This window comes from Psychrobacter sp. Pi2-51 (assembly GCF_904846665.1).
In the GTDB taxonomy this organism is placed as follows: domain Bacteria; phylum Pseudomonadota; class Gammaproteobacteria; order Pseudomonadales; family Moraxellaceae; genus Psychrobacter; species Psychrobacter glaciei.
The window spans coordinates 14,544-29,913 of sequence record NZ_CAJHBP010000010.1; the positions used below are offsets into that span (position 1 = coordinate 14,544).

Annotated in this window: 13 protein-coding genes; 6 read left to right on the top strand and 7 right to left on the bottom strand. The window is 45.1% G+C overall.

Annotation, left to right across the window (positions count from 1 at the left end; all coding sequences use genetic code 11):
- Positions 1 to 162 precede the first annotated feature (162 nt).
- The 3 genes from JMY08_RS07240 (at position 163) to JMY08_RS07250 (ending at position 2,671) form a co-directional block, all read left to right on the top strand.
- Positions 163 to 801 carry a carbonic anhydrase gene (locus JMY08_RS07240; RefSeq protein ID WP_189583081.1) on the top strand — a complete coding sequence of 213 codons (639 nt, stop codon included), beginning with the start codon at positions 163 to 165 and terminating at the stop codon, positions 799 to 801.
- A gap of 243 nt (positions 802 to 1,044) precedes the next feature.
- Positions 1,045 to 1,611 (top strand): lactoylglutathione lyase, encoded by a 567-nt coding sequence (gloA, locus tag JMY08_RS07245; protein ID WP_201592594.1) that lies wholly within the window; start codon positions 1,045 to 1,047, stop codon positions 1,609 to 1,611.
- Between the two features lie 70 nt (positions 1,612 to 1,681).
- Positions 1,682 to 2,671 (top strand): mechanosensitive ion channel family protein, encoded by a 990-nt coding sequence (locus JMY08_RS07250; protein WP_201592596.1) that lies wholly within the window; start codon positions 1,682 to 1,684, stop codon positions 2,669 to 2,671.
- Positions 2,672 to 2,814: 143 nt separating this feature from the next.
- Here JMY08_RS07250 and JMY08_RS07255 read toward each other — a convergent pair whose 3' ends face one another.
- The 3 genes from JMY08_RS07255 to ribA form a co-directional block, all read right to left on the bottom strand.
- Complete coding sequence (locus tag JMY08_RS07255) at positions 2,815 to 3,291, bottom strand: c-type cytochrome (RefSeq protein WP_201592598.1); 477 nt, start codon at positions 3,289 to 3,291, stop codon at positions 2,815 to 2,817.
- Positions 3,292 to 3,676: 385 nt separating this feature from the next.
- On the bottom strand, positions 3,677 to 4,726 hold the full coding sequence (gene hemF / locus JMY08_RS07260) for an oxygen-dependent coproporphyrinogen oxidase (RefSeq protein WP_227679621.1): 1,050 nt from the start codon (positions 4,724 to 4,726) through the stop codon (positions 3,677 to 3,679).
- A gap of 8 nt (positions 4,727 to 4,734) precedes the next feature.
- Positions 4,735 to 5,409: a GTP cyclohydrolase II gene (gene ribA / locus JMY08_RS07265; RefSeq protein WP_201592600.1), complete on the bottom strand. Its 675-nt coding sequence runs from the start codon at positions 5,407 to 5,409 to the stop codon at positions 4,735 to 4,737.
- Positions 5,410 to 5,938: 529 nt separating this feature from the next.
- Here ribA and dxs point away from each other — a divergent pair.
- Both dxs and JMY08_RS07275 read left to right on the top strand, forming a co-directional pair.
- The gene (gene dxs / locus JMY08_RS07270) at positions 5,939 to 8,044 is read left to right on the top strand and encodes a 1-deoxy-D-xylulose-5-phosphate synthase (protein ID WP_265089745.1); all 2,106 of its coding nucleotides are present in this window, start codon (positions 5,939 to 5,941) and stop codon (positions 8,042 to 8,044) included.
- Positions 8,045 to 8,373: 329 nt separating this feature from the next.
- Entirely contained in the window at positions 8,374 to 9,201 is an 828-nt protein-coding gene (locus tag JMY08_RS07275) for an inositol monophosphatase family protein (protein ID WP_010195855.1), read from the top strand.
- Positions 9,202 to 9,366: 165 nt separating this feature from the next.
- Here JMY08_RS07275 and JMY08_RS07280 read toward each other — a convergent pair whose 3' ends face one another.
- Both JMY08_RS07280 and JMY08_RS07285 read right to left on the bottom strand, forming a co-directional pair.
- On the bottom strand, positions 9,367 to 10,758 hold the full coding sequence (locus tag JMY08_RS07280) for a WS/DGAT/MGAT family O-acyltransferase (protein WP_201592602.1): 1,392 nt from the start codon (positions 10,756 to 10,758) through the stop codon (positions 9,367 to 9,369).
- A 311-nt stretch (positions 10,759 to 11,069) separates the two neighbouring features.
- Entirely contained in the window at positions 11,070 to 11,891 is an 822-nt protein-coding gene (locus tag JMY08_RS07285; RefSeq protein ID WP_201592604.1) for a thiazole synthase, read from the bottom strand.
- A gap of 413 nt (positions 11,892 to 12,304) precedes the next feature.
- On the opposite strand from JMY08_RS07285, the gene gspE reads away from it, so the two are divergent.
- Positions 12,305 to 13,843 (top strand): type II secretion system ATPase GspE, encoded by a 1,539-nt coding sequence (gene gspE, locus JMY08_RS07290; protein WP_320157783.1) that lies wholly within the window; start codon positions 12,305 to 12,307, stop codon positions 13,841 to 13,843.
- A 121-nt stretch (positions 13,844 to 13,964) separates the two neighbouring features.
- Here the strand turns inward: gspE and JMY08_RS07295 are convergent, their stop codons facing one another.
- A complete protein-coding gene (locus JMY08_RS07295; protein ID WP_194620738.1) occupies positions 13,965 to 14,453 on the bottom strand; it encodes a RidA family protein in 489 nt (162 codons plus the stop codon).
- Positions 14,454 to 14,639: 186 nt separating this feature from the next.
- Positions 14,640 to 15,368 carry a DUF4442 domain-containing protein gene (locus tag JMY08_RS07300; RefSeq protein ID WP_201592605.1) on the bottom strand — a complete coding sequence of 243 codons (729 nt, stop codon included), beginning with the start codon at positions 15,366 to 15,368 and terminating at the stop codon, positions 14,640 to 14,642.
- Between the last annotated feature and the right edge of the window lie 2 nt (positions 15,369 to 15,370).

Below are 15,370 nucleotides of genomic sequence, written 5' to 3' on the forward strand. Positions count from 1 at the left end.
AATAGCTGGTTAATATCCCGATATTATCTGCGCTATTTTTCTTATTTGACGGCAATTTATCTCATTTTTATCACCATTTTTGAAATGAAGACACGCCCTAGCCAGCCATGGTCAAAAAACAGAGATTTATTATTCTAATCATTTGATAATCAAGGACCCTTTATGCCTAATGATACTCGTCCACAAACAGGTCTAGAAGCACTCGAACTACTAAGAGACGGTAATGCGCGCTACGTTGATAGCCTGACGAACACTGATCCAATGATGCAACGACGTCCAGAACTCGTGAGCGATCAAGACCCGCTGGCCATCATTTTGGGTTGCTCGGATGCTCGCGTACCAGTCGAGATTGTATTTGATCAAGGCTTGGGTGATTTGTTTGTCATTCGAGTAGCGGGTAATGTGGTTGCGCCTTCACAAATTGGTTCGGTAGAATTTGCCGCCGAAAAGTTTGGCACAAAATTGGTGGTGGTCTTGGGACATTCGCATTGCGGCGCTGTCACTGCTTGCGTCGAGGCGCTGATTAATCCTGAGCAAAATTATTCGCCAAACTTACAGTCAATCGTCGATCGTATTCGCCCAAGCGTCTACAACCTTCATGAGCTCGCCACTGCCAATGGGCAAGATGTCGATGCTGATGAATTGGTCGATCGCTCGATACGTGCCAACGTGCGCATGTCGGTCAGCCAACTCAAGCATGGTTCGCGAGCGTTAGAGGATTTGACCAGCAGTGGTCAGTTATTGGTCGTTGGTGCAGAGTATGATTTAGAGACAGGAAAGGTGCGATTTTTAGACAGCTAATAGTTATTCTTTTATTAATAAAGTCGCGCCTGCCTTACTCTTATTTGATGTATGGTTTGTGCGGCTACACCGAGTTATTTCATATAAACACCCCTATTGATTGACTGTATAGACTATCAGCTCTTACAAAACCCTATCACTAGTCCCGCGATTTTTTATTATGATGAGAGTTTCAAGCCAATCATGACAACCATGATTTTCTGGTCTTTCAATATTAATAACTCTTCAACTATTAGGATAATTATGTCTACTTCATCTAACAACAATAACGACGCTATCATAAACCAGCCTGCTAGCAGCGTCAGCACGGATGGCGTTCAGCCAATCTCATCACAAACTACTGGCTTCACTTTTAACCATACGATGCTACGCGTGAAAGACCCTGCAAAATCATTAGCGTTTTATACTGGTGTTCTTGGTATGACCTTGCTCGCGGTAAAAAAGTTCCCTGACATGGGTTTTGATTTATACTTTTTAGCCCAGTTAACTGAGAGTGAGCGGGACAATTTGCCCGCTGGTGATGACTTAGAAATATTTGCATTCCGTCAACGTGGAATTTTAGAATTGACCCATAATTACGGTACTGAGACAAAGGCTGACTTCAGCTATCACGATGGCAATGGCGAACCACAAGGCTTTGGTCATATTTGCTTTAGCGTACCTAGCTTAGATGAAGCCGTTGTTTGGTTTGATAAAAATGATGTCGAATTCAAAAAACGTCCAGAAGAGGGTAGTATGAAAAACATCGCCTTTATCAAAGACGTCGACGGCTACTGGATTGAAATCGTACAAGCAGATTTGATGCGCTAAATGTTAGACAGTTAAAAAATATAAGCATTGATGAATAAAAAAGTTTAATAACTTAAGGAGTGATCCCTGCATGCCCAGCCCTGAGGCAAACCCTACTACTGCTGATCCAGCGACGATTAACTCAGCGACAACGACTGATGTTTTTACTTATCAAAGTATTATTGATTCGGCGAATGGAATATTTATCGGCTTTGTTGAGCGTATTCCGTACTTTGTAGCGTCGATTATCGTTGTTCTGATTTTTTGGTTTCTATCAATCGTCTTCAAAAAAATCGTCTACAAATTGCTGGGTAGCCGTAGTCGGCATCAGAACTTGGTCAAAGTGTTTCAACGGGTAGGCGGCGCGCTGATTATTTTTATTGGCTTTATGATTGCCATGGTGATCGCCGTACCAGGATTTACGCCTGCCAAGCTGATTGGCGCACTCGGTATTGGTTCGGTCGCGATTGGTTTTGCTTTCAAAGATATTTTTCAAAACTTACTATCGGGTATTTTGCTACTCATCTCGGAGCCGTTTCGTATTGGCGATCAGATAGTGTCTGGTGAATATGAGGGTACAGTTGAGGATATTAAAATCCGTGCAACCACCATCAAGACTTATGATGGTCGACAAGTCGTTATCCCAAACTCAGACCTATATACCTCAGCATTGACGGTCAATACCGCCTACAAACAGCGTCGTTTACAAGTGGCGGTCGGCATTGGTTATGAAGATGATATCGAAGCGGCTAAAGCTGAGATTATGCAAGCGTTGGATAAAGTGGATAGTGTTTCCATTAAATCTAAGCCAAGCGTGATTGCAACGGGATTTGGTGGATCGTCTATGGATCTGATGGTGCGCTGGTTTATTGAAGATGGTACGCAGGCTAATAAAGTTGCTTCTATTCATCAAGTGATCGTAGAAATTAAGAAGGCCCTTGATGCAGCAGGCGTGAATATTCCTTTCCCGATACGTACCATCGATTTGAGTGACCCCTCCGTGAAAGCGATTGTCAATAAAATCAATGAGCAACAAAATGAGCAACAAGCTATTGATGTTAATAAAGCCGCGACAGAGTAGTTGAACTGATGAGGCAGTTTTGTTGGTTCGATAGACTTGCCAAATCTATTGCGTAAGTAAGCGATTTCTCAAACGACCTTAAAAAAACCGCCATATCAAAGGATACGGCGGTTTTTTTGTTATCAATCAGCGGGTGCGGGTATTTATTCAGTTTTAGCTCTAAAATCTGTATGACATGATTTGCAGCTTGCACCAACTTGACCAAAGGCTGGTTTAACATCATCCATGCTAGTGGCCGTTTGTGCGGTAGCGCTTAGCTCAGCGGTGACTTTTTGGAAGTTGTCGGCTTCTGCACGGAACTCATCCGCATTAGACCAAACCGCTTCAGTAGTATTACCTACCGCTTCTGGATCTTCAAAATGACTCCAAGGCTTGGCGGAATCTTCTGCCAAGAATGCCGCTTGCTCTTTAAATACTTCAGAATCAAAGGTGTCAGGTGCTTTTGCCATATCACCCATGACGCCCATTGCATCGCCCCAGTTTTTCATAGTGTCTTGACGCGCTTGCACGTCAGGGTTAGATTCTGTTGAGGTGCTACAGGCCGTTAGACCCAGTGCAGCTGCCATCAAAGTAATGCTAACCAAAGATTTGAAAGATTTATTGGTATAAACCTGTGCCATATGACTTACTCCTTTAAACTTGGCTAATAGTAAGCGCGATTACAAACGCTCGCTTTGTCGTAAAATATAGTTATACAAAATACTGCCTAAAATTCTTTTGAGCAGAGTTGCTAATAAAGAATGCCTTCTATTGTAACGGTTATCTGGGCGATGGGAATTATATAGTTGTTATATCCTCGTAATATTTTAAATAAGTATAACTTAACTTGGGTATGGCTACTTATGGTTGGCTTTGACGATTGTATGGTAGTTACACAACATATTTTTTACAATAACGACGAGAGAGTGGGTGGTTTAAACAGTACGGACAATAAAAAAGGCCAGCGATAGTAGCTGACCTTCTTAATATTCTCAAAAAGTATGAATACCGTGATATTTACAAGACCTATAGCGCTAACCATTCACGCGGTTTTAAGTAAAAGTCGGTCAACTCAAACTCAGGTGTGCTAGGTTCCGGCTCGAATCGATAATGCCAGCTGGCCAGTGGCGGCATACTGACTAGGATAGACTCAATACGTCCGTTACTTTGTAGCCCAAATAGCGTGCCGCGATCATAAACAAGGTTATATTCGACATAGCGCCCACGACGATAGAGCTGAAACTCGCGCTGTGCTTCGGTATATAGCGTCTCTTTACGTGCCTCAAAAATGGGTAAAATGCCGTCAAGATAACCATTGCCGACTGCCTGCATAAAGTTAAAGCAGGTCTCAAAATCCCAGCCACGACTTTCAGTACTGACGTCATCATAGAATAGACCACCGATACCGCGTTGCTCATCACGATGCCGCAGATGGAAATACTCATCGCACCATTGCTTAAAGTCAGGGTAGACAGTGTCGCCAAAGGGCGCGCATAGGTCGTGACAGACTTGGTGCCAATGGACACAGTCGGCTAATACTGGATAGAACGGGGTTAAATCAAACCCACCACCAAACCACCAGATAGGTGCTTCGCCCTCGGCTTCGGCGATGAACAAGCGTACGTTGGCATGACTGGTAGGGACGTTGGGGTTTTTGGGATGAACAACCAATGACACACCCATGGCTTGTGCTTTGCGACCTGCAATATCGGGGTGACGCGCGGTGGCTGAGGCGGGCAAGTTATGGACATGAATATGGCTAAACATGACGCCCGCTTTTTCAATCACCTCACCGTCTGCCAATACACACGACCTACCACCGCCGCCTTCAGGACGCTCCCAATCGTCGGGAACAAAAGTTGCAGTACCTCCACCGTCGCGCTCTTGTGCTTCTAACGCTTGGCAAATACGCGCTTGCAAATCGACTAAAAACGCACGCACGCGCGTGATATCATCGCTGGTCGGAGTGACTGTTTTCTTCGATTCCGGTTTTTTCGATTCTAGGTTCTTCGATTCCAGGTTTGCAGAGTCTGTAGTTAAGGGGTTTGCATTGTTGTCTAAATTTTGATTGTTCATAAAAATATCTATTTATTCAGGTGTATTGCGGTATTGAATTCTTTATCGAGTAAATGTCCCATACGATCACGCTTGGTGGCTAGATAGTCTGCATTCATGTCGTTAACGCCAACGACCAATGGTACGCGCTCCACGACATCGATACCATGGGCAGTCAAATAAGCAACTTTGTCTGGATTATTAGTGATCAGTCTCACTGCATCAACGCCCACATGGGCGAGCATCGGGCTGCACATATCATAAACGCGCGCGTCAGCAGGCAAGCCTAACATCAGATTGGCATCTAAGGTATCATGCCCTTGATCTTGCAGCGCATAGGCACGGATCTTATTGGTCAGCCCAATGCCGCGACCTTCTTGGCGCAGGTAAAGAATTGCCCCGTAACCGGTTTCTTGTATCGCTTGCATCGCTGTATTAAGCTGGGGGCCACAGTCACACTTCAATGAACTAAATGCATCACCAGTCAAGCATTCAGAGTGAATACGTACCAATGGAATAGGTCGTTCTGCTAGCGTGTCCTGCTTTTGCGTCAAGACATCGACAGCGTCTTTATTTTGCTCCACCACAGACAGACCGACCGTCAGCATCACATGCTCTTGACCGTCTTCATTTTCAAAGATATGGATATCAAACTCGCCGTGACGAGTAGGTAGTGTGGCGCTGGTGATAAATTGATATGACATTAATGTCCTACATGAGCCGATCATCGAGGCGGTAGCGGATTTTGGCATAGCCATATTATTATGGTTAAGAGGTTATCAGTATAACCGGTTCGTGAAGACAACGTGTTTATAGCGCTTATTATAAAAACACACAAAGTTCACAGACGACGCACGATGATTAAAGCGACAATTAAAAAATAATGCTATTATGCCATACTATTTTAACGGATACAGTGACAAGTCTTTGCCCTTACATTACTATGTCGTCACTAACGTCTGATATTGATGCCAGACGATGAGGCATAATAGCAATACTTGGTGTCACAGCGTTAAGACCATCGTCGTCTATTATGGCGGCGTACTTATTGCTATGCGTCATTATATAAGCGATGAGCGCTATCAGTAATTTTATAGTCAATGACATCCATCATGGTGTCGTGATTATTGCTATTATTAACGTCACTATTATTAACGCCACTTAGTTATTGATAACCATAGTAATATTCTAGGGTAATCCCTTGTCAGCAGATTGGTAGGTATCGTACGGTTTATGCAGCAGTCACCTTATTCCCCACAGTCTCAGTCAGTATCTGCGTCAGCCATGGAGTCTGCTGCTAAGCTATCCAGTCTGCAACAGACGTATGCAGTGATTCCACGTGTGCGTCCTCATACACCGCTACTCGATGCGATCAATACGCCCTCTGATCTGAAAAAATTTACTACCGCGCAGCTTATTAATTTGGCTGATGAATTGCGGCTTTTTTTATTGTATTCAGCGGGTCAGAGTGGCGGACATTTCGGTGCAAATCTGGGGGTGGTTGAGCTGACGATTGCGCTGCATTACCTCTTAGATGCGCCGCAAGATCAGATCGTTTGGGATGTGGGTCACCAAGCTTATGCGCATAAAGTACTGACAGGTCGCCGCGATAAGCTCGGAACGATTCGTTCTAAAGACGGTTTGACCGCTTTTCCTGAGCGTGCTGAGTCAGCTTACGATACGTTCGGCGTTGGGCATTCATCGACTTCCATTTCAGCTGGTCTAGGCATGAGTCTGGCGCTGCGTTACCAAGGCCGCGCGCAAACCGTGGCTTGTATTATTGGTGACGGTGCGATGACCGGTGGTATGGCGTTTGAAGCCATGAACGACGCGGTGCAACAAGATGCTGATCTGTTGGTTATTTTAAATGACAACGATATGTCGATATCTTGCTCTATCGGTGGCTTTTCACGGCATTTAGCCATGCTGTGGGAATCAGGCTATCAAGTTGATATCTCTGATGCAGGCGAGCCAGTGCTATGCCAGCGCCCTGATATGCAAGCGTTTGACCGCCGTAAACGCCATAAAGAAATGCGCGATGTGCCGCAGCTAGAAGACAACTTATTCAAAGCGATTGGTTTTACCTATTTTGGTCCCTTTGATGGACATAATGTGCCTGAGCTGCTACGAGTATTGTCGCTTGCCAAGCAAGTAAAGGGTCCGGTGTTAGTCCATATTTATACCACTAAAGGCAAGGGTTTTGCGCCAGCTGAATTAGATCCAGTTGGCTATCATGCTATCGGTAAATTGCCTGTCGAAGATGATAAAGCAAAACCTACAGAAGACAAAGTTTCAGCAACTAATATTCCAGAAATTAGCATTCCAAAAACTGACATTCCAAAAACTAGGCCTGCTTTAAAGTACTCGCAAGTATTCGGCCAGTTCTTATGTGATAAAGCGGCGGCAGACGATAAGTTGCTGGCTATTACGCCTGCTATGGAAGAAGGCTCGGGGATGATCGACTTTGCTCATCATTTCCCAACGCGTTTTTTTGATGTTGCTATCGCTGAACAACATGCGGTGACGTTGGCCGCTGGTATGGCGACCCAAGGCGTTAAACCTATCGTGGCGATTTATTCGACGTTCTTGCAACGTGGTTACGATCAGCTGATTCATGATGTGGCGTTGCAAAACCTTGATGTGACCTTTGCTATCGATCGCGCGGGTCTGGTTGGTGAAGATGGCGCTACTCATGCAGGCGTCTTTGATTTTGCCTTTTTACGCTGCGTGCCCAGCATGGTGATTGCTGCGCCAAAAGACGAGAACGAATGCTACCATTTGCTCAATACCTGTTATGAGTACCAAGGTTGTACAGCCGTACGCTATCCGCGCGGTGTCGGTACTGGGGCTATTATTACTCAGCCAGCACAAACTTATAACATCGGCGAAGCAGTGGTAGAGGCGGTATTAGGTAACGAAAATGCGCCTAATAAACTGGCGCTATTGGCATTTGGCACGATGGTTGCGACGGCTCAGCAAGCAGCACAAGCTATCACCAATGATGATACAGAACTACATTCAGAACCAGACTGTCAGGTGCATGTGGTCAATATGCGCTGGGTGAAGCCGTTAGATACTGAGTTGCTCGAAACCTTAATTGAGCAAGGTATCACGCATATCGCGACCTTAGAAGAGCATATGACGATGGGCGGCGCGGGTAGTGCGGTCAATGAGTATTTGCTTAACGAATCGCTAGCCTTCAAAAATAGTCGTCCGGCTGTCTGTAATATTGGCATCGCTGATCGCTTTATCGCGCATGGTTCACAAGCTGAGCAATGGGCTGATTGTGGTTTAGATGTCCAAGGCGTGGTTGACCAACTACAAAACTTATTATCGTAAAATGTTTTGATAGCTACCTGTTTAAGTAAAAAAACAGATAGCTTGATCAATAGATATAACGCCTACTTAGCCGTGGGTGCTGACTTTTTTACAACTTGCGCAGTTCGTGACGACCACCAAAATAATGGTTGGTTTTGTGAGCGTAATGGTTTTTTCGTTTTTATCGAACAATTTTAGTATAATGCGGTTGTCGTTTATAAGTTTTTATTTATAAAAGACACGTTTTTAAATCGCATAGATGTGGTGTGATGCGGCTAGTCTAATTGGCATGTTGTGGGCACAAAGTTAGTCTTATTTTTATATTCATTCATCAAGCAAATAGGTTATTTATGGAACCCATGGTCGTCATCGCAGCACGTACTGCTGAAAAAGTTGGTAAAGAGATTTTATATGCGCATCAAAACCGCCACAAAATCGAATTGGACATCGAGTCAAAAGGACTTGATGGATTGGTCACACGTATTGATCGTTTCAGTGAAGAGCTGACGATTGAGACGCTAAAGGCCAGCTATCCAAACCATTCGTTTTTGGGTGAAGAGTTTGGTATGCAAGAAGGTCGCGGCGAAGACGCTGACTGGTGCTGGATTATTGATCCGCTAGATGGCACCAAAAACTTCGTCCATGGTGTGCCGCAGTTCTGCGTATCGATTGCTGTACAGCATAAAGGTGTCACCCAACATGGCGTGGTCTATGATCCAGTCCGTGATGAGATGTTCTCTGCTAGCCGCGGTAAAGGCGCGCGCTTGAACAATCGCCGTATGCAAGTGAGCGAACGCAAAACGCTTGACGGTGGCCTATTTACTACGGGTCATCCGCTTGAGCGTAAGCGCAATGGTGAGATTGTCTCTTATGCGAAAGAGCATTTTGAAAGCCTACAGAAAGTCTCTGAAGCGGGCGGTCAAATTCGTCGTTTAGGCTCAGCGGCACTTGATTTATGCTATGTGGCCGCTGGTCGTTTCGATGGTTATTTTGAGATGTCTATCAAGCCGTGGGACATCGCTGCTGGTGAGCTTATCGTCACTGAGGCACGTGGTGTGGTCGTCGATCATACTGGTGCACACGACTCAATGACTTCAGGCTCTATCTTTGCGTGCAACATTAAGCTGCTAAAACCACTGATGCAAGTGGTTGTCCCGATATGGGGTGACGCGGTATAGTAAATCATCGATAAACTTGTGATGGCGTGATATGTGCTCAAATGATGAGTCAGTAATATTGTATTCCTAGCCTTCAAGTTTTCGACATAAAAAAAGCTGGCGCCATAATGGTGCCAGCTTTTTTATTGCGTAATAGCTTAGGTATTTTATTGCTGAAATACTTTATTAATTTGCCGCTACAGTCTTGGCCTCGCTAATACCTTCTAATAAGATTAGCTCTTCTTCAAGTAACCCTAGCATGTCTTGAACGTGCGGTAGCAGCTTACTACAAGCAGTAATACAAAATTCGATTTTATCTTGATAGCTAGAAAGCGTGATATTCAGCGCTTGTCCATCAACGATAATGGAGGCTGGATATAGCGCTTTTAACGGTGCGCCATTCCAATATAATGGTTTTTTAGAACCTGGCACATTTGAGATAATGAGGTTAAACGCCTGCTTTCTAGGGAATAAACCCGTCAGTACGTTGATACCTTCCCACGCATAAGCGATCGCGCTATAGTTGATAATTTGCGCTTTGTTCATACGTCTAAAGCGACGTTTACCACTATTCATACTCTTATAAATCAATTGTAGACGCTTGGCTGGGTCGTCTAAGTGCGTGCCCAGATTTGCCATCAAAAATGAAATCTGATTGCCCGATGCACTTTCATCGCAGCGTAAAGACATCGGTACAAAGCCGATCAATGGCTTAGTCGGCAAGGCATTCATGGAGAGCAAGTAGCGACGCAGCGCGCCTGCACAGACAGCCAACACCACATCATTGACATTAACTTCAAATGCATCAGCGATGACACGAAAGCGCTGCATATCGTAAGACTGAGCGGCAATGCGCCGTGAGGCTGAGATACGTTGGTTGAGAATACTCATGGGTGCATCAAAGGTACCGACATAACCTTCATCATCACCATGCTTAAAGTTGTCGAGCAGTTCGGTAAAGACGGGCTTGATGGTAGATAATTGCTCTTTTAAGATACTGGTTATAGAGCGGTCAGCGGGTAATAACTTATCCACTGACTTACGATGACGCGCTATCAATGACCATATCGGTAAACTGACAGGCTCAGTGGGGGACTGTGATAAGGATTTTTCGACCAGACGCATGGCTGCAACACCATCGACTAATGAATGATGAATCTTGAAATACAAGGCAAAACGTTCAGGTCTACCCTCGGATTCAGGCAAAATACCTTCGATAATATGACATTCCCACAAAGGCATGGCGCGATCTAGCAAACGGCTATGCTCTTTCGAGATATACATAAGCAGTTCACGAACACGACCAGGCTTGGGCAGCGCGACATGGCGGAAATGATGCTCCACATCGAACTCTTCATCTTCTTTCCAAAACACCAGTCTGTCGAGCACTTGGTTAAAGGGAAAGCTTGGCGGTACCGTGGCGGTTTGCATCTGCTGCACGAGCTGATTGACAAAGTCACCATCCTCATTTTGCCCATCCTGTGGTAACTCGAATAAGAACAATCCTCCCACGTGCATGGGTTGTTTACGCGACTCAAGAAGTAAGAATAACTGGTCAACAGCGGTGAGTAGTCGCATAATAAATCCTTTTATGGCGATAAGTTTTCAATAAAAAATATATGGTCTGCCCATTATAAAATCGCTACAGCGACAACCTCGTAAGCCATACTAAGTAAGGTATCGCTTACACTCAGTCTTATTGTATCGATACTATTGTGGACTAACCATCATCAATAAGTGGCTATTTGGATGGCTACTAAAACCATGATTTAATAAGATGTCACGGCACCCATCAGCGTTATGTGGTTTCTATCTTATTAGTTTATCACTGATTTTTCATTAAAAATATGTATTAAAAACGCTATGCCAACCAGCAACCCAGCCGACAGCTACTGGAAAAAATAGCCTGTTTGCGGTGAGCTGGCAGTGGCCATTTTGCGCATCGGCATGCGACCAGCTAAGAAAGCCTGACGTCCTGCCCACACAGCGTGCTTCATCGCATGAGCCATCATCATTGGGTTTTGAGCATTGGCAATCGCTGAGTTCATCAACACGCCATCGCAGCCAAGCTCCATAGCAATCGCTGCATCAGAAGCCGTGCCGACACCGGCATCAACCAACACGGGCACTTTTGCATTTTCGATAATGAGGCTAAGGGTGTGGCGATTGAGCAAACCAAGACCCGAGCCAATCAAGCTACCAAGCGGCATGATTGCCACGCAGCCCATGCTTTCAAGCTCTTGCGCGACAATTGGATCGTCTGAGGTATAAACCATGACCTCAAAGCCATCATCAATCAGCACTTTTGCGGCTTTTAAAGTTTCCATGATATTAGGATAAAGGGTTTTTTCATCACCCAAGACTTCCAGCTTAACCAGATTGTGTCCACCCAATAATTCGCGAGCAAGCTTGCAAGTACGAATCGCGGTTTCAGCGTCAAAACAGCCCGCAGTGTTGGGCAAAATGGTGTATTTATCAGGGGAGATCACATCAAGCAAGTTGGGCTCGTCACTATTCTGACCGATATTGGTGCGGCGAATGGCGACAGTGACAATTTCTGCTTCTGAGGCACCAATGGCAGCCCCTGTCTCAGTCATATCTTTATATTTGCCTGTACCGACCAACAGTCGCGACGAAAATGTACGACTACCGACAGTGAAGGTGTCTTGGGAAAGTGGCATAGGGATGGTAGCAGTGGAAGCCTGTGACATAACTGAGAATCCTAATAGCGAGGGTGCAGGGTTGGACAGAAAAAATAGCGTTAACAATGTAAGCCGTTAAGAAGCGAGTGTTAATCACTAGTTATTAATTAATAGCCGTCAACTCGTAGATGGTGATTACTGACTGACTGGCTAATTACTGACTAACTAATTACTGACTAACTAATAGTAACGCATTGTCAGCAAAATAAGAAATCACATGGTAGTCTTATTGAGTATAAAGCGGTTAGCGAATAAGCCAGCCACATAAAATGCTACTCGCTCAAAACAAAATGCTATTATAACAAACTCATGCGCGCTTACTTGCAGTCTTTTTTGGTTTAGTCAATTAGGTGCACAATGCCTTTGTGAAGCATGAAAAGGCTCTTATTTCTGACGTTATGTCTATTTATCAGGTCGACTATATGATGCAACTGCCGTACAGTTTTGCCAAACGCCATCAACTCTTGGTCATTCTTGCTATTGATCCTGAACTGCCACCGACTTTAGTGCTGACCAAAGCCACGCCGTTGTCAGCGATTAATGAGGCGGTGCGTTTTTTACAGCAGCAGGGCATACGTGGCGTGCCGACTTACGAAAGCGTCAGCGCGGATGACTTTGAAAGACGCATGAATGCCGCTTATGCAGGCAATACGGGCGAATCACAGCATATCGCTGCTGGGCTTGAAGATCATCCTGACCTCGATAGTTTAGCGGATAGCGTGCCTGAAACTGAAGACTTGATGGATCAGCAAGACGATGCGCCTATTATTCGGCTGATCAATGCGTTGCTGTCCGAAGCGATTCGCCTTAACGCCTCAGATATTCATATCGAAACCTTTGAAAAACGTCTGGTTGTGCGCTTTCGCGTCGATGGCGAGTTAAAAGAAATTATCACCCCAAAACGCCAGTTGGCACCGCTATTGGTCTCGCGTATTAAGGTCATGGCAAAGCTTGATATCGCGGAGAAGCGTGTACCGCAAGATGGACGTATCAGCTTGCGCTTAGCAGGACGAGAAGTGGATGTGCGGGTATCGACATTGCCATCGAGCTTTGGTGAGCGGGTCGTGATGCGATTATTGGACAAACAAGCGGGTCGTCTTAACATGACCTATTTGGGGCTCTCTGATAATGATTATAGCGAGCTCAAACGCTTAATTCATCGTCCCCATGGCATTATTTTGGTCACAGGGCCGACAGGTTCGGGTAAAACCACCACGCTCTATTCAGCATTGACTGACCTCAACGATCAAACCCGTAATATCTTGACCGCAGAAGATCCGATTGAATTTCAGCTCGATGGTATTGGGCAGACGCAAGTCAATAATAAAGTTGATATGACCTTTGCCAAGAGTTTGCGTGCGATGTTGCGCCAAGATCCCGATGTGGTGATGGTTGGTGAGATTCGCGATTTAGAGACCGCTGAAATTGCGGTACAAGCGTCGTTAACAGGGCATTTGGTATTATCAACCTTGCACACCAATACTGCCATCGGTGCAGTGACGCGCTTGCAAGATATGGGCGTAGAGCCATTTTTATTATCCTCATCGCTCATCGGTGTGGTCGCCCAGCGTTTGGTACGTACGCTGTGTACGCATTGTCACACGTGGCAGCCTGCTGATAGCGAACAGGCAAAATTATTTACAGAAATTGGCATACCGTTGGGTGTTGAAGGTTTGGCAACTGAGGCCATTAATTTACCCAAACCAGTCGGCTGCGATAAATGTAATCAATCGGGTTTTAAAGGTCGTACCGCGATATATGAGGTCGTTCCCGTTGACGATACCTTGCGACGGATGATTCATAGTAATACGGCTGAGTACGAGCTAGAAGAATACGCACGCCAGCAAACACCATCGATACGTGCTGATGGGTTGCGTAAAGTCATTGCAGGCAGGACAACGTTAGAAGAGGTGTTGCGAGTGACCAAAGAAAGCGCACTCACTGATGATATGATTGTATAAAGCGTGATTGTATAAAGTATGGTTGTCTAAAGCAGAACGATTATTGAGTCAAAAGTTAGGTCAATTGACTCAATAACCGCGTCATGAAAAAAGCCAGTTTGGCTTATTTTTAATAGTGCTACTATTTTGCAGCGATGCACTCAACTTCAACGCTAGCACCAGCGGCCAACTCTGCGACACCGAACGCAGAGCGTACAGGGTAGGGCTTAGCCAATTCAGCTTTATAGACTTTATTAAAATCATCAAAGTCGTCCATATCCGTCAGCATCGCCATACATTTGACGATGTCAGACTTTTGATAGCCGTATTTTAGTAGCGTGGCATGGATGTTGTCTAAAGCTTGTTTTGCTTCCGCTTTGATCCCGCCTTTGACCAATTTGCCATCTTTAAAACCGATTTGTCCAGACATGTATAAAGTGTCGCCGACACGTACCGCTTCTGAAAACGGATAGTTTCCACCATCACCCAAAAATACAGGGCTAGATTTAGTCATGCTTGCGCTATTAGTTGCGGGCGCGGCATTGGCACTAACGGCAAATCCTAACGAGCACGCAGCCACTAAGAGCGCCTTGGATAGGTTGGTAGTAAATTTATAGTTATGTGTGGACATCGCTGTTTCCTTATTATAATACCAAACCCAAAAAGTACGATTAGCTGCGTCAAACTCGTTTAGTCTACAATAAGTAGTACGTTCACTCGTCTTTCTGGCTACGCTTCTTTTTGTGAATGGTATAAGCTTATGGATCAAAAATGCGCTATAAGCAGAGTATTAAGTAGCGCGCTTGTTGTTACGTTATCATTTAATTTTATCATCACTTTTAGCTGACGTGCTGTCTGTGGCTGTATTAGCAGCAGAGTCACTAGATTGCCCAGTCTCAGTTTTGGACTTATTGTTTTGTCCTTGGCGACGTGCTTCTAACTCTGATTTCGGCACCCAAGCCCATAGCATTTCAACCACGATAGGGTCGCGATCACTGTCAGACTCGCGGTCATGGATCACGCAAGGAATAACCATCTCGCCTTTTGGGGTGTTTAAAATGTCCAAGCGTTGCTCATCAGACAAGGTCGCCACTGCGGCCACTTGACCTTTTTTGATCGGGCGATAAAAATTAATCGAGTAAGATTTAATCAGTAATACACGGTCAGAAGGTAGGTTTAAGCCCAAAATAAAGCCCGTTGCGGTCTCAGCCAGTAAAGTGATGGCAACAGCGTGGATAGAGCCAATATGGTTTTGCACGGCTTTGTTATTATTCAAGCTGACCACGACTTGATTGGGGTCGACTGTTTCATAATAGACGCCCGTCGTGCCCACATACGGCACCACTTTGCCAAAAGCTTTGGATAAAATAGTAGAGCGCGCGCCAGCGGGTAAATATTTAGTCACCGATAAGAGTTTGGTGAATTGATTGTTCACTGGCTTAAGGGTGCTATTGGGTTTTTCGACTGGCGATCTTGTGCTGTCAGTGTTGTTGGCTGGCAATTTATTGGTCAGCTTACTAGGGAGTCTTTTTAATAATCCTGACATAC